Source organism: Aneurinibacillus sp. REN35, from assembly GCF_041379945.2.
GTDB lineage: Bacteria > Bacillota > Bacilli > Aneurinibacillales > Aneurinibacillaceae > Aneurinibacillus.
Genome location: NZ_JBFTXJ020000012.1, coordinates 34,135 through 51,238, shown reverse-complemented (window position 1 = coordinate 51,238; position 17,104 = coordinate 34,135). Strand labels below are relative to the sequence as shown.

Below are 17,104 nucleotides of genomic sequence, written 5' to 3'. Positions count from 1 at the left end.
TTTTTTTCAGTTTTTAACTTAATATTTGGCGCAAATAGCCGATATTTAGAGTAGCAAAGAAATTGTGGCTATAACCTGGGAGGAATCGTAATGGACGATATCCTAACTCCGCAGAATGTGGAATTGAGCGATATTCATGACAGGCCCGAATTAATCACATCATTGTTGTATAAGAAGATGCTTGAAAAGCTGGACGCAGCGATTATGCTGCTGCCGCAGCGTCGCTATCTAGAAGCGAATCAGGTGCTGCAGCACTGTAATGAGATTCTGACCCGCTTAGGATTTGGGATTAAATATGAAGCAGGCGTGCTGGCGGATCAGCTAGAGCTTCTATATAAGTATTTATTTGATAGAATTTGCGAAGCGAATCTAAAAAAAGATATAGATATTCTTAGAGAGGTGCGGCGTCTGGTCCGCATTCTCGATGATGCATGGACGACGGCTATGGAGCGTGCTGCGCAGGACAAAGAGCAGAGAGGGAATACGAACACTAGCAATGCACCACAAGCAAGCGAGTCAGTGACATCAACCACAGCGCCTCTGTCGACTCCGGTTCGCAAGCCAACTGTAAGAATGAACCCGTATCAGCAGCGTGAAATGGAGCACGAGGTCTATCACTATGAGATGGAAAAACAAGAAGTTCATTTGAAAAAATAGATAACTGGGGAAAGAAGGAGTGAATATACATGCGTATCAATCATAATATTCAAGCGCTCAATGCATATTCGAAGCTTAGCAAAAACCAATTTGCAACAGGGAAAGCATTGGAGAAATTATCGTCCGGTCTGCGTATTAACCGTGCCGCCGATGATGCGGCGGGTCTTGCGATCTCCGAAAAAATGCGCGGTCAGATCCGTGGCCTGCAGCAGGCAGAGAAGAATGCGATGGATGGGATTTCACTGATTCAGACAGCGGAGGGTGCACTTGGAGAAGTGCATGATATGCTGTCCCGTATGCGAGAGCTGGCTGTCCAGGCTGCGAACGGTACATTAACGGAAGTGGATCGCGGCGTTATTCAGGATGAGATTAATCAGCTTCGTGAACAAATTGATCGTGTAGGAAATGATACACAGTTCAATACGAAGAAGCTGCTGAATGGCAGCCTGTCTGAGAATGCAGATATTCGTTCATTATATGGCAATGTCACGTATTCTACAGGTGGTAAAGGACTAAAAGATATTAAGGTAGACGCAGCGAGCGTGCTGCCGCAGGATATTTACAGCATGTCTGTCGTTACAAAAAGTAAAGTCCTTGATATGAGTAAGATTGATGATACGTATAAAACTGGCTTAGAGAACTTTTTAATTTCTCCTGATACGACTTTGGAAACGGGAGATTATAAGGTAGAATTGACGGCTCAAGTAAGTGATAAAGACAATGATGCTGGAGTAGATTTAACAGACTCTAAGTTGGAAGATGGACATTATTGGGTAGATGACACAGATGACAAAGTATATCTTTTAAATGCAGCAGGAAATGGTCCAACAGGGAGCTCGCTTGGTACAACGACTGATTTAGGGATTACTGCACCAACAACTTCGGGTAAATTTACTCAAGAGACGACATATACGTTAAATGTAGTACCTAAAACTGGTGGAGCAGCCATTGCTTCAGCTACAGATGTAGTTTTTGGACAACCGACGATCGATTTTAAAGATGCTAATAATAAAAGCATTGGACTTACTGTTGACTTTACTAACTCCCTTTCCGGATATGTGAAGCGTGGTGGTGTCCTGCCGACTACACCGGAAATTCCGTACCATTCGTTTAAAATTGGTGAGCTTGATCGGACTAGCGTCATTTTAAAAGATAGTAATGACAAAATCATCGCCCATCAATTTGTCGATAATGATCGGAAGTTTGTTGAATTAAAAGGAACAGGCATCTCATTTGGCACAGGCGTCCTCTCCAATGGGGAAACGGCTCTAAATATTGATGTTCGTCAAACACTGTCCGATTCATCCGTAACCTTCCAGATCGGTACGAATGCAGGCGAGATTGTTTCGCTTGGCATCGGAGATATCCGTACAAAGGCACTTGGGATTGACAAGTTCAAGCTGACAGATGAAACGTCGGCTTCCAATGCGATTGCGATCATCGACAGCGCCATCGACAAAGTATCTGAAGTTCGCTCTAAGCTTGGTGCATACCAGAATCGTATGGAGCACACCGTAAACAACATCACGCAGGCGAACGAAAACCTGACAGCCGCCGAGTCCCGCATCCGCGATGCAGACATGGCGAAAGAGATGACCGAGTTCACGAAGCTCAATATCATTAACCAATCAGCAACCGCGATGCTTGCACAGGCTAACCAACTGCCGCAGGGCATTCTGCAGCTTCTCAAAGGCTAAACTTACGATCTATCATTAACGCCCGAGTAAAGTCATTCCTCGACTTTCTCGGGCTTTTCTTTTGGGTATTTATCCCTTTAATATTTTGCGGTAAAGCGATAAAGGAATAAAATAACTATAAAAATTCTATTAATTCTTATATTTTTTAATTGTATTTGCCTAGTTCACTCCTTATAATTAAATCAAACATTATTATCTACAAACAAATGGACAAAAGGGGGACACTGGACACGATGCAAAAGCAAAAACAGATGAAAGCGCTTTTATCTGCGTTCATGCTAGTGCTGCTTGCCGTCATGGTCGCGGCATGCGGGGGCGGAGATAAGGGAGCAAGCAAGCCTGCAAGCGGGCAGGCGGAAGCGGGCAAGGAGGCGGCTTCCGGCGGCGAGAAGAAGGTTCTCAAGGTCGGTACAGATGCGGCATACCCGCCGTTTGAGAAGCAGGGACCGGATGGCAAGCCGGTGGGCTTTGATATGGATATCGTAAAGGCGATTGCAGAAGTGAATGGTTGGGAATTACAGATTGAGCATGCAGGTTGGGACCCGCTTTTTGAAGACATCGATAAAGGCAAGCGTGATATCGGAATCTCTGCCATTACGATCAATGATGAGCGCAAGAAGAAATATGATTTCTCTGATCCGTACTTTGATGCCTTCCAGTTGATTATGGTACCGGAGAGCGCCAATGTGACGAAGATTGAAGATATTAAGGATATGCGTGTTGGGGTACAGAGTGGTACGACAGGTGCGGCTCTTGCCGAGAAGGTCTTAGGCAAAGGCAATGCAAAACTTAAAGGCTTTGATGATACGCCATCCGCAGTAGAAGAGCTGTATGCCCAGCGTGTTGATGCGGTAGTAGCTGATAATGCGGTACTGAATGATTTCCTTAAGAATTCCGGCAAGGCAGGCTATAAGACGGTAAAAGATCCGAACGTTGTGCCTGAACAGTATGGCTTAATGGTGAAGAAAGGCAATACGCAGCTAGTAGAGGAAATCAATAAAGGGCTGAAGACAATTAAAGAAAACGGTAAGTATGATGAGATCTTCAAGCAATATTTTGGTGAAGAGAAGAAATAAGGAATAAGGTGAGAAGAAGCGGGTGAGCTAAAAATAAAGAAAGTCGAAAAAAGAACTAGGCATCCGTATGTTTATCCGGTATAATGAATACGTTATGCATAAAGAGGGTGCGCGGACAAGTTCCCGCGCACTTTTCGCCTGTTTACATTGGTAGCATAGGAAAGTGACAAAGAAAGGCTGTGGACGTATTGGATTGGAGTGTCATTTACGAATACCGTGAGATGTTTATCCGCGGTGTAGGATATACGATTCTTTTCACCTCTGTTGGGGTCTTTGTAGGAACGATTCTAGGATTGATTTTTGGGCTCGGACGTTTATCGAAAAATCCGTTGGTGCGCTGGCCGTCCGTAGCATACATAACTGTGTTTCGAGGCACACCGCTGTTTGTGCAGATTCTATTGATTCACTTTGCGGCCATTCCGGAGCTTTGGGCATTGTTTATAGGTGGTGAGCCGCCATCCGCTGTGTTTTCAGGTTTTGTGGCGCTTTCCCTGAATGCAGGGGCCTATATCGCGGAGATTTTCCGAGCAGGGATTCAATCCATTGATCGTGGTCAGATGGAAGCGGCGCGTTCGCTGGGGATGGACAGTGGACAAGCAATGCGCCATGTCATCCTGCCTCAGGCATTTAAGCGGATGATTCCGCCGCTCGGCAATGAATTCATCGCACTTCTCAAGGACTCGTCACTGCTTGCGGTTATTGCGGCACCGGAGCTTGCTTATGCAGGCTATGCGACAGCGAAATCAACCTTTGCCCGTTGGGAATCGTACCTCACGATGGCGGTGGTATATCTGATCCTTACCCTCATCATTTCGCGCTTTGTGGCGTATCTAGAGAAGCGATTTGCAACGGATTAGGAAAGAAGCACTCTTTTCGCAATTGTCGAATAACTGCCGGTTTCGTCGACTGATTTAATTTGACTTGTCCTTGAATGTAGTGGTATATTCTAGATGTGGGAACCACGATAACACGATAACATGTTCTCATATTTTATTGACGGAAAGGGATGTATTTGATGCAAGGTAAAGTAAAATGGTTTAATGCTGAAAAAGGTTATGGTTTCATCGAACGCGAAGATGGAGACGACGTATTCGTACACTTCTCTGCTATTCAATCCGAAGGTTTCAAATCGCTTGAAGAAGGACAAAGCGTTGAATTCGAAATCGTTGAAGGCGCTCGTGGACCTCAAGCAGCAAACGTTATTAAGTTGTAATATGCATCACCTTTCCAAGTAATGGAATCAAGGTAGATCCACATACAACGAATGATAATTACACCCCTGAGGGAAATTTCCTCAGGGGTTTTTCAGTATTACCTAAAAATTGTTAGAGCACTTCAGTAATTATAATCTCCCTCATTCTATCCAATTCAAGAAAGTCTCCACTGTCCATCCGCACGAGCGGGCGCAACGGATCTTGCAGACTATACCGCACAATTACGCCTTCCTCTCCGTTCGATAAGCGCACCCGCGAACTCACATATGACTCTAGAATATATGTCACGAACGGTGTGACGACAGCAGGATTCATCCTTCCGGCAAATTGAGCACTCCATAGCACAGCAGCCGCTTCGAAGGGTGACACCTTCGCCTTATATACACGATCGGATGCAAGTGCATCGAACTTATCTGCTACTGATACGATCTGAACCGACAGTGGAATATTCTCATGCTTCAGTCCAAACGGATAGCCAGATCCATCGAGCCGCTCGTGATGAAGCAGGGCGACATCAGCAAAGGATCGGGGAAGATTAGGGATTTTGCGCAGCAGGGCATATCCGTATTGTGTATGACGGTGCATGTGTTCTCGTTCCGCTTCATTTAATTCTGTAGGCTTGTTAAGAATATCATCGGAAATCTCCAGTTTGCCGATATCATGGAACAATCCGGCGACACCGACTTCCATGCATACCGCATCCGGCAAACCGAGCAGGCGCGCGATGAGACCTGAGAGAAGGCCGGTGTTGATGCTGTGGCGGTACGTATATTCATCTTTGCCTTTAAGTGTGTGAAGCGGATGGAAAACGTACCGGTTCTCTAAGGCGTGGGTCAGAAGAGGGGAGAAGCGGGCTACGATGTCCTGTACGTTAGGTTGGGCTCCATTCTGTGCTTCTTCAAGCAGGCTTTTGATACCTGATAACGTTTCCTTATAGATCACAGCCATTTCCGGCGCATAACTCCATGCTTGATCGATTTCCTGCAGGAGTGGCGGGGCGATGTTATCGATTGGTATTGACGGCTCGGCTGCTCCTTTGACCGCAATTTCAAATACGCCGTTGATGAGCATCGCATCAATGTCTTTGGCAGTGAGCATTTTGCCTGCGCCCAGCAGCAGCGTTCCCTTTTCATTGTATATGTCTGTATGTAGGATGCGCCCAATGAGCTCATAAGATGTAGGCACAAGCGTCATCTTCTATTCCCCCTTTGTAAAATCTTCCTTATTCTTATTTATACCATATTCTGATAGCTGTTTTTGTAGTTGATTTTTTGACGGTAGTTTGATGCTTTATTGTAGATACAGGCAGTATGATGAAGCTTTGGTCTATACTGTGCTGCCGCAACGTCACAAAAAGTTCGCAAAAGATGGTAAAAAAATGTCGGATAAAGAAGGATTATCAGTCGAGAAAGGGGAATATATAGATATAGATGAAAGGAGGAGTATCCATATGCAATACAACACCCGTGGTGAAAATATCGAAGTAACTCCTGCACTCCGAGACTATGTAGAGAAAAAAATCGGTCGCCTCGAGCGCTACTTTGAGAATACTTCCTCATTCTCCTGCAATGTAACGCTCCGCGTGCTGCGCGGCGAACATACAGTAGAAGTGACGATCCCGATGCCGGGAGTGATTCTTCGCGCTGAAGATACGAACAGCGATATGTATGCGGCAATTGATCTGGTCGTTGAGAAGTTAGAGCGCCAGATTCGTAAGCATAAAACGAAGGTGAATCGCAAATATCGCCAACAGGGCGCTATGTTTGTGGATGCGGAACCAATCATCGAAAGTGCAGAAGCGCCGGTGGAGGAAGATGACTCCATCCATATCGTGAAGACGAAGCGCTTCAATTTAAAGCCAATGGACGCAGAGGAAGCCGTGCTGCAGATGGACATGTTAGGCCATAATTTCTTCGTGTTCAGCAACGCAGAGACGGAAGAAGTGAATGTTGTCTATCGCCGTAAAGACGGACGTTTTGGCTTAATTGAGCCGGAGAATGTGTAACAACTGTATAGATGCAGATGAAAGGCGCTCTCGGGCGCCTTTTTTTGCATGAGATAGGGTATGTGCAGACAGTGAATATTTGGTATGATCTATGCCTCCCCATAATATTCTATATTTCTTGTCAACCCCTTATGATACTGTTAAAATTAAAATTTAGAGCGGACCAACCGTTCAACTAGCAAGGAAGAGTGAAGATTGGAAGGGGATTGGATACCCGATGCTAGGAATACTGAAAAAGATGATAGGCGATTCCAACGAACGCGATGTAAAGAAGCTGTACAAGCGTGTCGAGAAGATTAATGCGTTGGAACCGCAAATGCAGGCGTTGACAGATGAACAACTGCGCGATAAAACCGAACAGTTTAGAGAGCGGCTCGCAAAAGGCGAGACGTTGGATGATATCATGTATGAAGCGTTCGCGGTCTGCCGCGAAGCCGGTCGCCGTGTACTTAGCATGCGCCACTATGATGTGCAGTTAATCGGTGGTATGGTGCTGCATGAAGGCAAGATTGCTGAGATGCGTACCGGTGAAGGAAAGACGCTGGTGGCAACGCTGCCGGTTTATTTGAATGCGCTCGCTGGGAATGGTGTGCATGTCATTACCGTCAATGAATATTTGGCGGCACGTGATGCTGAGGAAATGGGTCAGATCTATAACTTCCTCGGACTAAGCTGGGCAGTGAACTTAAACGGAATGTCGCCGGATGAGAAGCGCGCAGCGTATGCCGCCGATATTACGTACGGTACGAACAACGAATTTGGCTTCGATTACCTGCGTGACAATATGGTGCTGTATAAAGAACAGATGGTACAGCGCCCGTTGAGTTATTGTATTGTCGATGAGGTGGACAGTATTCTTGTCGATGAAGCGCGTACCCCGCTGATTATCTCAGGAGAAGCGGAAAAATCGACTGAACTGTATCATGTCGCTGCCCGCTTTGTGACGCGTTTAAAAGAAGAAGAGCATTATACGATTGATATTAAAGCGAACTCGGCGGCACTTACTGAAAAAGGTGTGGCTGAAGTTGAGCGTGCATTTAATATCGATAATCTGTATGATACCGAGCATATTCTGCTCAACCACCATGTCAATATTGCACTGAAGGCACGTGTGATGATGAAGCGTGATACGGACTATGTGGTGGACAACGGTGAGGTCATTATTGTCGATGAATTTACCGGTCGTCTCATGCAGGGACGCCGCTATAGCGACGGTCTGCATCAGGCGATTGAAGCGAAGGAAGGCCTGCAGGTACAGAACGAGAGCATGACGCTTGCGACGATTACACTGCAGAACTACTTCCGTATGTATAAGAAACTGGGTGGTATGACAGGTACAGCGAAGACAGAGGAAGAAGAATTCCAGAAGATCTATGGACTGTATGTTATCGTAATCCCAACCAATAAACCGGTTATCCGTGAAGATAAGCCGGATGCGATCTATAAATCAGAACGCGGCAAATACCGTGCCGTGGTCGAAGATGTGGAGAAGCATCATAAAGAAGGCCGTCCGGTGCTTGTAGGTACGACCTCTATTGAAAAATCAGAGCTCATCTCAGCCCATCTGCGGAAGAAAGGCATCCGCCATGAAGTACTGAATGCCAAGCAGCATGACCGTGAGGCAGAGATTGTCTCCATGGCCGGTCAGCGCGGCGCAGTTACGATTGCAACTAATATGGCGGGCCGTGGTACGGACATTAAATTGGGCGAGGGTGTCGCCGAACTTGGCGGTCTGCATATTATCGGTACGGAGCGCCATGAGAGCCGCCGCATTGATAATCAGCTGCGCGGTCGTGCTGGACGTCAAGGGGACCCGGGTTCTTCGCAGTTCTTTATTTCACTTGAGGATGAGCTGATGCGCAAATTCGGCTCCGAGAATATCATGGGCATGATGGACCGTCTTGGTATGGAAGAAGATATGCCAATCGAGAGTAAGATGGTATCTCGTGCGATTGAATCCTCCCAGAAGCGCGTAGAGGGTGCGAACTTCGATATGCGCCGCGTCGTCCTGCAGTATGATGATGTAATGAATCAGCAGCGTACGGTAATCTATAAGCAGCGTCGTGAAGTGCTGGAGTCTGATTCGCTGCGCGATGTAGTCATCGGCATGATCATGTCGCATGTGGAGCGTCTGATTGACATTCACTGCCCAGATGAAGTGGTGGAAGAGGAATGGGATCTCGATGCGCTCCTCAATCACTGCAACGGTTCATTCCTCTTTGAAGGTCAGCTTGATAAGAAAGAGATCTGGGGCAAGGACCGCGAAGAGATTGTGGAAGTGTTCCGCAACCTTGTAGAGAAGCTGTATACGGAGCGGGAAGAATTAATGGAAGAACAAGACTTCCGCGAGTTCGAGAAGGTTGTCGTGCTGCGCGCTGTGGACAGCAAGTGGATGGATCACATCGATGCGATGGATCAGTTCCGTCAGGGAATTCACCTGCGTGCTTACGGCCAGACCGATCCGCTGCGTGAGTATCAGATGGAAGGCTATGAGATGTTCAATCAGATGATCGCGAGCATCGAAGAAGAAGTCGCGACATATATTATGAAAGCAAATATCGGCAGCAATCTGGAGCGTCAGGAAGTAGCAAAGGGTCAGGCGATGGCACCGACGGATTCCGGCGAACCTGCACCGAAGAAGCCGGTACGCCGCCAAGAGCCGAAAATTGGCCGCAATGATCCGTGCTACTGCGGCAGCGGGAAGAAGTATAAGAACTGCTGCGGCCAGGAGGAATAGAGCATGCCACTAACGGAAGCAAAGCAGCACATGACAGCCATCGGCAAGCGATTGGCGGAGATCAGGGGGTCTCTTTGACTTCCCTGGCAAGCAAAAGCAAATTGCGGCCTTAGAAGAAAAGATGGCAGCACCGAATTTCTGGGACGATAATGACGCGGCACAGGTAATCATCGGTGAAGTGAATGCGCTAAAAGATGCGGTGACAGCCATTGAAGAGATGGAGTCCGAGTACGAAGATATTGAAGTGATGATGGACCTGTACGCCGAAGAGGCGGAGGAGTCGCTCATTCCCGATATTGTGGAGGCAACGACAGCGCTGCAGCAGCGTCTTAATGAGTATGAGCTGCAGCTTCTGTTAAGCCAGCCGTACGATAAGAAAAATGCGATCCTTGAGCTTCATCCAGGTGCGGGTGGTACCGAATCGCAGGATTGGGCGGATATGCTACTGCGTATGTATACCCGCTGGGCGGAGAAGCAGAATTTCAAGGTGGAGACGCTTGATTATCTGCCGGGTGAGGAAGCCGGTGTAAAAAGCGTCACGCTGTTGATCAAAGGCCATAACGCATACGGCTATCTGAAGGCGGAGAAGGGTGTGCATCGTCTGGTGCGCATCTCTCCGTTCGATTCGTCGGGCCGCCGTCATACGTCGTTTGTGTCGTGTGATGTCGTACCTGAGATTGACGATGATATTGAGATTGATATCAAGCCGGATGACTTAAAGATCGATACGTACCGCTCCAGCGGGGCAGGCGGACAGCACGTCAATACGACCGATTCGGCCGTGCGGATTACGCATACGCCGACCGGTGTTGTCGTGACCTGTCAGACGGAACGCTCGCAGATCAAAAACCGCGAGAAGGCGATGAAGATGTTGCGCTCCAAATTATATGAGCGCAAAATTCAGGAGCAGGAAGAGGAAGCCGCGAAGCTGCGCGGTGAGCAAAAAGAGATCGGCTGGGGCAGCCAGATCCGCTCCTATGTATTCCATCCATACAGTATGGTAAAGGACCATCGCACAAATCATGAAACAGGGAATGTGCAGGCTGTTATGGATGGTGAATTGACACCGTTTATTGATGCGTATCTGCGCCAGCAGTTGGGTCATTCGACAGAATCATAAACGTATGTGTCTTCGTGCAAGTGCTAAGAGTTATCATGCATAGATGGAGGAAGATGCCAGCGCGTCTTTTTTCCATCTATGAATGATGTATATGCATGACATCCTTATTAGGAAAGCGAATGAGTGGACATGCGCCAGAGAACAGCAACGACTCATACAAAGCCTCCTGCATGGATAACAGGAATCAAACAGTATGTTCTGCTTACGGCAGGCGCATTTTGCGTCGCTGTGGCATTCAATCTGTTTTTGAACTCGTTTCAGATTGCTTCAGGTGGTGTGAGCGGCATTAGCATTATCACAGGCTATTTGTTCGGCATTCGTCCGGCATATACGCAGTGGGTGCTTAATTTTTTGTTCGTTATTATCGGTTTTTTTGTGTTGGGCCGTCAATTTGGAGTGAAGACCTTGTACGGCACATTTGTGCTGCCGTTGTTCGTTCTTATGACAGAGAATTGGCAGACGATTACCCATGAACCGCTGCTAGCGGCGTTATATGGGGGTGTTGGTGTCGGTGTAGGAATTGGTCTTGTGTTTCGAGCGGGCGCATCGACCGGAGGAACGGATCTGCTGGCACAAATTCTGCATCGCTATCTTGGATTCAGTCTGGGTGTGGCTGTGCTTGCTATTGACGGGTTGGTAGTACTGACTGCGGCTTTTGTATTCGGCCCGGAGAAGGCGCTGTATGCCCTCATTACGCTCTATATTACCGGGAAGACCATTGACGCAGTACAGGTGGGACTTGGCTATGCGAAGATGGCATTTATTATTTCGAATCAGCGAGATGAAATTCGTGATGCGATTTTGTATGAGATGGACCGGGGCGTGACGCGTCTGGCCGCGCATGGCGGCTATACGGACGAAGAGCGGCCCGTATTAATGTGTGTCGTGGCACAGAACCAACTCGCTCGGCTCAAAACGATTGTGAAGCGAATTGACCCGGCAGCCTTCGTTATCGTAAGCGATGCGAATGAGGTGCTTGGCGAAGGCTTCCGTCACAGTTAGCGGATGCTTGATAGGATTACATACGACATATCGGCGTTCTTTTTGCGATAGGGACAAAAACTGTGCAAAGAGATGTCTATATAAAAACTTGGGTAGATGGAGGCAAGAGAATGACGGCAATTGCAGAGGAGACAATCGCATCGCTTGCACAGCATGCGAACAATATGCGTCAGGAAATCGTAAAAATGGTGGCAGCAGCTAATTCCGGCCATCCGGGCGGCTCGCTTTCAGCGGCTGATATCTTAGCCGTACTGTATTTTCATGAGATGAACGTAGGAGCCGACAAGGTGAATGACCCGGATCGTGACCGTTTTGTTCTAAGTAAAGGACATGCGAGTCCGGTATTGTACGCGGCGCTAGCTGAGAAAGGCTATCTGCCCAAAGAAGAGCTGGCTACATTCCGTAAAATCAATTCGCGCCTGCAGGGACATCCGAGCAAAAAGATGCTGCCAGGTGTGGAACAAAGCACCGGTTCACTCGGACAGGGACTGTCCGCAGCGAATGGTATGGCACTTGCGGGTCGTTTAGATCAGCGTGACTACCGGGTGTATACGCTGCTTGGCGACGGGGAGATTCAGGAAGGCATGGTATGGGAAGCTGCAATGGCGGCAGGACATTACAAGCTCGATAACCTTGTGGCGATTCTTGATTATAACCATCTGCAAATCGATGGGAACGTAGAAGATATCATGAATGTTGGCCCGATTGCTGATAAGTTCCGCGCATTCAACTGGCATGTGATCGAGATTGATGGACATAATCTGGAAGAAATCATCGCAGCGTTTGAAGAAGCGAAAGCGGTGAAAGGCCAGCCAACGTTCATCGTCGCCCATACGGTAAAAGGTAAAGGCGTATCGTATATGGAGAACGCATGCGGCTGGCACGGTACGGCGCCGAATGCCGAGCAGTTGGAACAAGCGCTTACGGAACTGCGCGCACAAGGGGGAGCACAATAATGGAGAAGACAACGGTAAAGAAAATCGCAACGCGTGATGCCTACGGACAGGCTCTTGTTGAATTGGGGCATGAGAATCCGGACATTGTCGTACTTGATGCCGATCTGGCAAAGTCTACGAAGACAGCGGATTTTGGCAAAGTGTTTCCGGAGCGTTTCTTTGACGTAGGGATTGCGGAAGCGAATATGATCGGCATGGCAGCAGGCATGGCGACCTGCGGTAAAATTCCGTTTGCAAGCACCTTCGCGCTGTTTGGTTCGCTGCGTGTAGCAGATATGATTCGCAACTCTGTGTGCTACCCGAATCTCAATGTGAAAATTGCGGTTACACATCAGGGACTAACGCTTGGTGAAGACGGTGCTTCGCATCAGGCAGTCGAAGACGTTGCGTTAATGCGTGCGATTCCGAACATGACGGTAATTATGCCAGCAGATGCGACAGAGACGAAGAAGGCCATTCATGCGGCAGCGAATACATATGGGCCGATGTATATTCGGATGGGACGTCCGAGCGTGCCGGTGTTATTTGATGATACGTACGAATTTCAGATCGGTAAAGGTGTGCAAATTCGTGAAGGAAATGATGTTGCAATCATTGCTACCGGTGTGATGGTACATATTGCAGTAGAAGCGGCTGAATTGCTGGCTCAGGAAGGCATCGCAGCACGCGTAATCAACATGGCGACCATCAAGCCGATTGATGAAGAAATCATTATTAAAGCTGCACAGGAAACCAAAGGAATTGTTACGGCAGAAGAGTGCAATATCTACGGTGGATTGGGTGCGGCTGTGGCGGAAGTGCTGTGTGAGAAGCATCCGGCCAAGCTTCGCCGTGTCGGCGTGGAAGATACATTTGGTGAATCCGGTACGCCGGATGAGCTGCTGCAAAAATACGGCCTAACAGCCGAGAATATTGCCGCTAAAGCGAAAGAACTGCTCTAGGATAGTTATGAAACTCCCCTCTCTTGATCATACTAAGCATGTGACATGCGACATGATCAAGGGAGGTTTTTTCTATGAAGAAATGGACAACTATCATAGGCAGTATGCTGCTTGTGCTTATGCTGGCTGCTGGCTGCGGCACAGCAAAGAAAGAACAGGGTGGCGCAGCAGAGCAGCCGGCGCAGCAGGGTGAGCAGGCTGGCGGTACACCGAGCGGCGAGAAGAAGGACGCACAGGCGATCTACCAGGGGAAATGTATTTCCTGTCATGGTCAGAACCTGGAGGGCGGTGTTGGCCCTGATCTGACAAAGGTTGGCAGTAAATATAAAAGCGCTGATGAGATTAAGACGATTATTGTTAAAGGAAGAAACGGCATGCCAGGCGGTCTGGTCAGCGAAGCTGATGCGAAGGTTTTAGCCGATTGGTTAATCACGAAGAAATAATGCAGATGTCATACTACTGAACGAGAGCATTTCCGTATGAGGCGGATATGCTCTTTTTTTATGAAATAAACAAACAGGTGCATAGGTATGCAAAAAGACTATTGAATTATTATTCCTCAAGACGTATAATAATTCATAACTTAATGGAGACAGGAAAAATGGAGGCTACGAACGTGAATATATCCATTATCGGAGCAACGGGATACAGTGGAGTTGAGCTTGTTCGCTTGCTGCTTACACACCCCGAAGCACATATTGCAGCTGTATATTCAAATTCACAAACCGGCAAGACGATGCAGGATGTATATCCGCACCTTACACATATTTTTACAGATGAATTGGCAGAGATCGATTGCGAACGCATAAAAGCCGAAGCGGATGTAGTATTTATCGCCACCCCATCGGGCGTAAGCGGTAAGCTCGTCCCACAACTTTTGGATGGTACGTTAAAAGTGATTGATGTATCCGGTGACTTCCGACTTGCTACACCGGAATTGTACACGGCATGGTACGGTAAGGAAACGGCAGCACAATCGTACATTGATCAGGCTGTATACGGTCTAACGGAATGGAATGCAGAATCGATCGCACAGACGAATCTGCTGGCAAACCCAGGGTGTTATCCGACAGCGACGCTGCTTAGTTTGCTGCCGCTTTTACAAGAAGATGTAATTGAGGGAACTTCTATCATTGTAGATGCGAAGTCGGGTGTAACCGGTGCAGGCCGAGGCGCTTCGCTCGGGACTCATTTCTGTGAAGTAAACGAGAGTATCTCCGCTTATAAAGTAGGAAAACACCAACATACTCCGGAGATTGAGCAGACGCTAACCCAACTCACAGGCAAAGAGGCGCTGATTTCTTTTACACCTCATCTTGTACCGATGAATCGGGGGATTCTCACAACGGCATATGCAGCACTTCGCCCGGGTGCGGATGCGAAGAAGATCGGTGAGGCATTTGCGAAAGCATATGAAGGAAAGCCATTTGTAAGGCTTCGTCCGGGCGCGTACCCGAAGACCAAAGAAGTATACGGCTCAAATTATTGTGACATTGCCTGGCATGTGGATGAGAGAGTTAACCGGGTCATTGTACTCACGGTCATTGATAATGTGGTGAAAGGTGCTGCAGGGCAAGCGGTACAGAATATGAATCTCATGTTCGGACTTCCGGAGACGACAGGTCTTGCATTTACCCCGGTGTATCCGTAAACGTACATACCATACGTGAAAAGAGGGAGAGAGAATGGCAAACCAGCTGGTAATTAAATGCGGCGGCAGCACACTAGAGAATCTGCCCGCCTCTTTTTTTGAAGATATAGCAGCGCTGCAGAAGAGAGGAGAGGTCGTGACAATCGTACACGGGGGCGGACCGGCTATCTCGGCAACACTTACACAGATGGGGATTGAGCCTAGATTCGTAGACGGCCTCCGCGTGACGGATACCGCGACGCTGCAGGTAGCGCAGATGGTGCTGATTGGGCAGACGAATAAGCAGGTGGTCAGCCGTATTCAAGCAGCGGGTGGACGTGCCGCTGGTATTAGCGGCATCGATGGAGCGACCATTACTGTGGTGCAGGGACCGAAGTATCTCGGATATGTAGGAGAGATTCGGCTGGTAGATCCCACGTTAATCACTGCGCTTAGTCAATCAGGCTTTATTCCGGTCATTGCACCGCTTGGCATGGATGTAGAAGGACAGATCTATAACATTAACGCCGATACTGCGGCTGGTGCTGTAGCGGGTGCGGTTGGCACGAAGCGGCTGATTATGGTTACGGATGTGCCGGGTGTAATGCAGGATAACAATGGAACAAAGGAAGTGCTGTCAGAGCTTGATGAATTCCAAATCAACGAACTGATCGCAGATGGTGTAATCTATGGCGGCATGATTCCGAAGGTACGGGCGGCACTGGATGCGCTCAACCACGCAGTAGAAGAGGTGCTGATTATTAATGGATATGAACCGGGCATTCTTACACGGGTGGCGGCTGGTGAAGCTGTTGGTACCAAAATTGTGAGGAAAGGCAGAGTGAGTGCACAATGAGTCACTTATTTCCGAATTACGGTCGCTGGCCGATTCGTATCGTAAAAGGAGAAGGCAGCTATCTATGGGATGAAGCGGGCAACCGCTACCTCGACCTTGTTGCAGGCATTGCGGTTACGTCGCTTGGCAATGTTCCGCAGCAGGTAAAAGCAAAAGTGCAGGAGCAGCTTGATACGCTGTGGCACTGCTCGAATTTATTTGAGATTCCTGTGCAGGAAAAGCTGGCGGAGGTGCTGACTTCACTTACATGCGGCAATCGGGCCTTCTTCTGCAACAGCGGTGCTGAAGCGAATGAAGCCGCGATTAAGCTGGCCCGGCGTTATATGCAGAAGGTCAAGCAGCAAAAACGATATGAAATCATTACGTTTGCGCAGTCGTTTCACGGACGGACACTCGCAACGCTTACAGCGACCGGACAGGCGAAAGTCAAGGACGGGTTTGATCCGCTGCCAGAGGGGTTCATTACAGTACCGTATAATGATAAAGAGGCGCTCGGTGCGGCCATCACGGATAGAACATGTGCCATCATGCTAGAGATGATACAAGGTGAAGGCGGCGTACATCCGGCAGACAAAGGCTTTGTCGCCCATATCAAAGAACTGTGTGCAGCACATGATCTCCTGTTGATTGTTGATGAGGTACAGACCGGTATCGGTCGTACGGGCGCATGGTTTGCCTATCAACATTATGATATGGAACCGGATATTATTACGATCGCCAAAGGGCTTGGCAGCGGTTTTCCAATCGGGGCTATTGTCGGTAAGGAAGCATTGGCTGAAGCGTTCGGCCCGGGTACGCATGGGACGACATTCGGCGGCAATCCGCTGGCTTGTTCGGCAGCACTTGCTACATTGGAGACAATGAAGGAAGAAAATTATCTCGCCCAGGTAGAAGAGCGGGGCGCGTATTTCACAAATAAATTGAATGAATTGGCAGCACAGCATAGTGAGATTATCAGCGTGCGCGGCAGAGGCCTGATGATTGGTATCGAGCTTACGATGGAAGCTTCTTCGGTGGTTGCCGCCATGCGCAAGCAGGGTGTCTTGCTGCTGCAGGCAGGACCGAATGTGTTGCGACTTCTTCCGCCATTTACCATTACGGAAGAAGAGATAGATCACGCGGTGCAGACGCTATCTACAGTACTGTATGAAGTAACGCAAGCGGTGTAGTATTGCAGAGCCAGAATGGTTTCAGTTTTTTAGCATAAAGGAGT

General features: G+C 48.3%; 16 protein-coding genes. 15 read left to right on the top strand and 1 reads right to left on the bottom strand.

Annotated features, from left to right (window positions below):
* Positions 1–90: 90 nt before the first annotated feature.
* From AB3351_RS18500 to AB3351_RS18480, 5 genes are all read left to right on the top strand, one after another.
* Positions 91–657, top strand: coding sequence for a flagellar export chaperone FliS (locus AB3351_RS18500; RefSeq protein ID WP_371148632.1), 567 nt, complete (start codon positions 91–93; stop codon positions 655–657).
* Positions 658–686: 29 nt separating this feature from the next.
* Positions 687–2,354, top strand: coding sequence for a flagellin N-terminal helical domain-containing protein (locus AB3351_RS18495; RefSeq protein ID WP_371148631.1), 1,668 nt, complete (start codon positions 687–689; stop codon positions 2,352–2,354).
* Between the two features lie 233 nt (positions 2,355–2,587).
* A complete protein-coding gene (locus AB3351_RS18490) occupies positions 2,588–3,430 on the top strand; it encodes a basic amino acid ABC transporter substrate-binding protein (RefSeq protein ID WP_371148630.1) in 843 nt (280 codons plus the stop codon).
* Positions 3,431–3,651: 221 nt separating this feature from the next.
* Complete coding sequence (locus AB3351_RS18485) at positions 3,652–4,287, top strand: amino acid ABC transporter permease (protein ID WP_371148706.1); 636 nt, start codon at positions 3,652–3,654, stop codon at positions 4,285–4,287.
* 158 nt (positions 4,288–4,445) lie between these two features.
* The gene (locus AB3351_RS18480; RefSeq protein WP_371148629.1) at positions 4,446–4,643 is read left to right on the top strand and encodes a cold shock domain-containing protein; all 198 of its coding nucleotides are present in this window, start codon (positions 4,446–4,448) and stop codon (positions 4,641–4,643) included.
* Between the two features lie 112 nt (positions 4,644–4,755).
* Here AB3351_RS18480 and AB3351_RS18475 read toward each other — a convergent pair whose 3' ends face one another.
* The gene (locus AB3351_RS18475) at positions 4,756–5,838 is read right to left on the bottom strand and encodes an HD-GYP domain-containing protein (RefSeq protein WP_371148628.1); all 1,083 of its coding nucleotides are present in this window, start codon (positions 5,836–5,838) and stop codon (positions 4,756–4,758) included.
* A gap of 256 nt (positions 5,839–6,094) precedes the next feature.
* Between AB3351_RS18475 and hpf the strand changes: the two genes are divergently transcribed.
* From hpf to AB3351_RS18425, 10 genes are all read left to right on the top strand, one after another.
* The gene (gene hpf / locus AB3351_RS18470; RefSeq protein WP_371148627.1) at positions 6,095–6,649 is read left to right on the top strand and encodes a ribosome hibernation-promoting factor, HPF/YfiA family; all 555 of its coding nucleotides are present in this window, start codon (positions 6,095–6,097) and stop codon (positions 6,647–6,649) included.
* Between the two features lie 217 nt (positions 6,650–6,866).
* The gene (secA, locus tag AB3351_RS18465; protein ID WP_371148626.1) at positions 6,867–9,386 is read left to right on the top strand and encodes a preprotein translocase subunit SecA; all 2,520 of its coding nucleotides are present in this window, start codon (positions 6,867–6,869) and stop codon (positions 9,384–9,386) included.
* Between the two features lie 3 nt (positions 9,387–9,389).
* Positions 9,390–10,506 (top strand): peptide chain release factor 2 gene (prfB, locus tag AB3351_RS18460; protein ID WP_371148625.1). Its coding sequence is split into 2 segments (ribosomal slippage): positions 9,390–9,461 and positions 9,463–10,506, totalling 1,116 coding nucleotides; the frame shifts between segments, so codons are not numbered across the junction.
* 129 nt (positions 10,507–10,635) lie between these two features.
* Complete coding sequence (locus AB3351_RS18455; protein WP_371148705.1) at positions 10,636–11,508, top strand: YitT family protein; 873 nt, start codon at positions 10,636–10,638, stop codon at positions 11,506–11,508.
* 110 nt (positions 11,509–11,618) lie between these two features.
* Positions 11,619–12,464 carry a transketolase gene (locus tag AB3351_RS18450; RefSeq protein ID WP_371148624.1) on the top strand — a complete coding sequence of 282 codons (846 nt, stop codon included), beginning with the start codon at positions 11,619–11,621 and terminating at the stop codon, positions 12,462–12,464.
* A complete protein-coding gene (locus AB3351_RS18445; RefSeq protein WP_371148623.1) occupies positions 12,464–13,405 on the top strand; it encodes a transketolase family protein in 942 nt (313 codons plus the stop codon). The genes AB3351_RS18450 and AB3351_RS18445 overlap by 1 nt, the downstream gene beginning before the upstream one ends.
* Before the next feature lie 74 nt (positions 13,406–13,479).
* Positions 13,480–13,848 (top strand): c-type cytochrome, encoded by a 369-nt coding sequence (locus AB3351_RS18440; protein ID WP_371148622.1) that lies wholly within the window; start codon positions 13,480–13,482, stop codon positions 13,846–13,848.
* Between the two features lie 158 nt (positions 13,849–14,006).
* Positions 14,007–15,056 (top strand): N-acetyl-gamma-glutamyl-phosphate reductase, encoded by a 1,050-nt coding sequence (gene argC / locus AB3351_RS18435; protein WP_371148621.1) that lies wholly within the window; start codon positions 14,007–14,009, stop codon positions 15,054–15,056.
* A 34-nt stretch (positions 15,057–15,090) separates the two neighbouring features.
* Positions 15,091–15,891 carry an acetylglutamate kinase gene (gene argB, locus AB3351_RS18430; protein ID WP_371148620.1) on the top strand — a complete coding sequence of 267 codons (801 nt, stop codon included), beginning with the start codon at positions 15,091–15,093 and terminating at the stop codon, positions 15,889–15,891.
* Positions 15,888–17,060 carry an acetylornithine transaminase gene (locus AB3351_RS18425; RefSeq protein ID WP_371148619.1) on the top strand — a complete coding sequence of 391 codons (1,173 nt, stop codon included), beginning with the start codon at positions 15,888–15,890 and terminating at the stop codon, positions 17,058–17,060. The genes argB and AB3351_RS18425 overlap by 4 nt, the downstream gene beginning before the upstream one ends.
* The last annotated feature ends 44 nt before the right edge of the window (positions 17,061–17,104 follow it).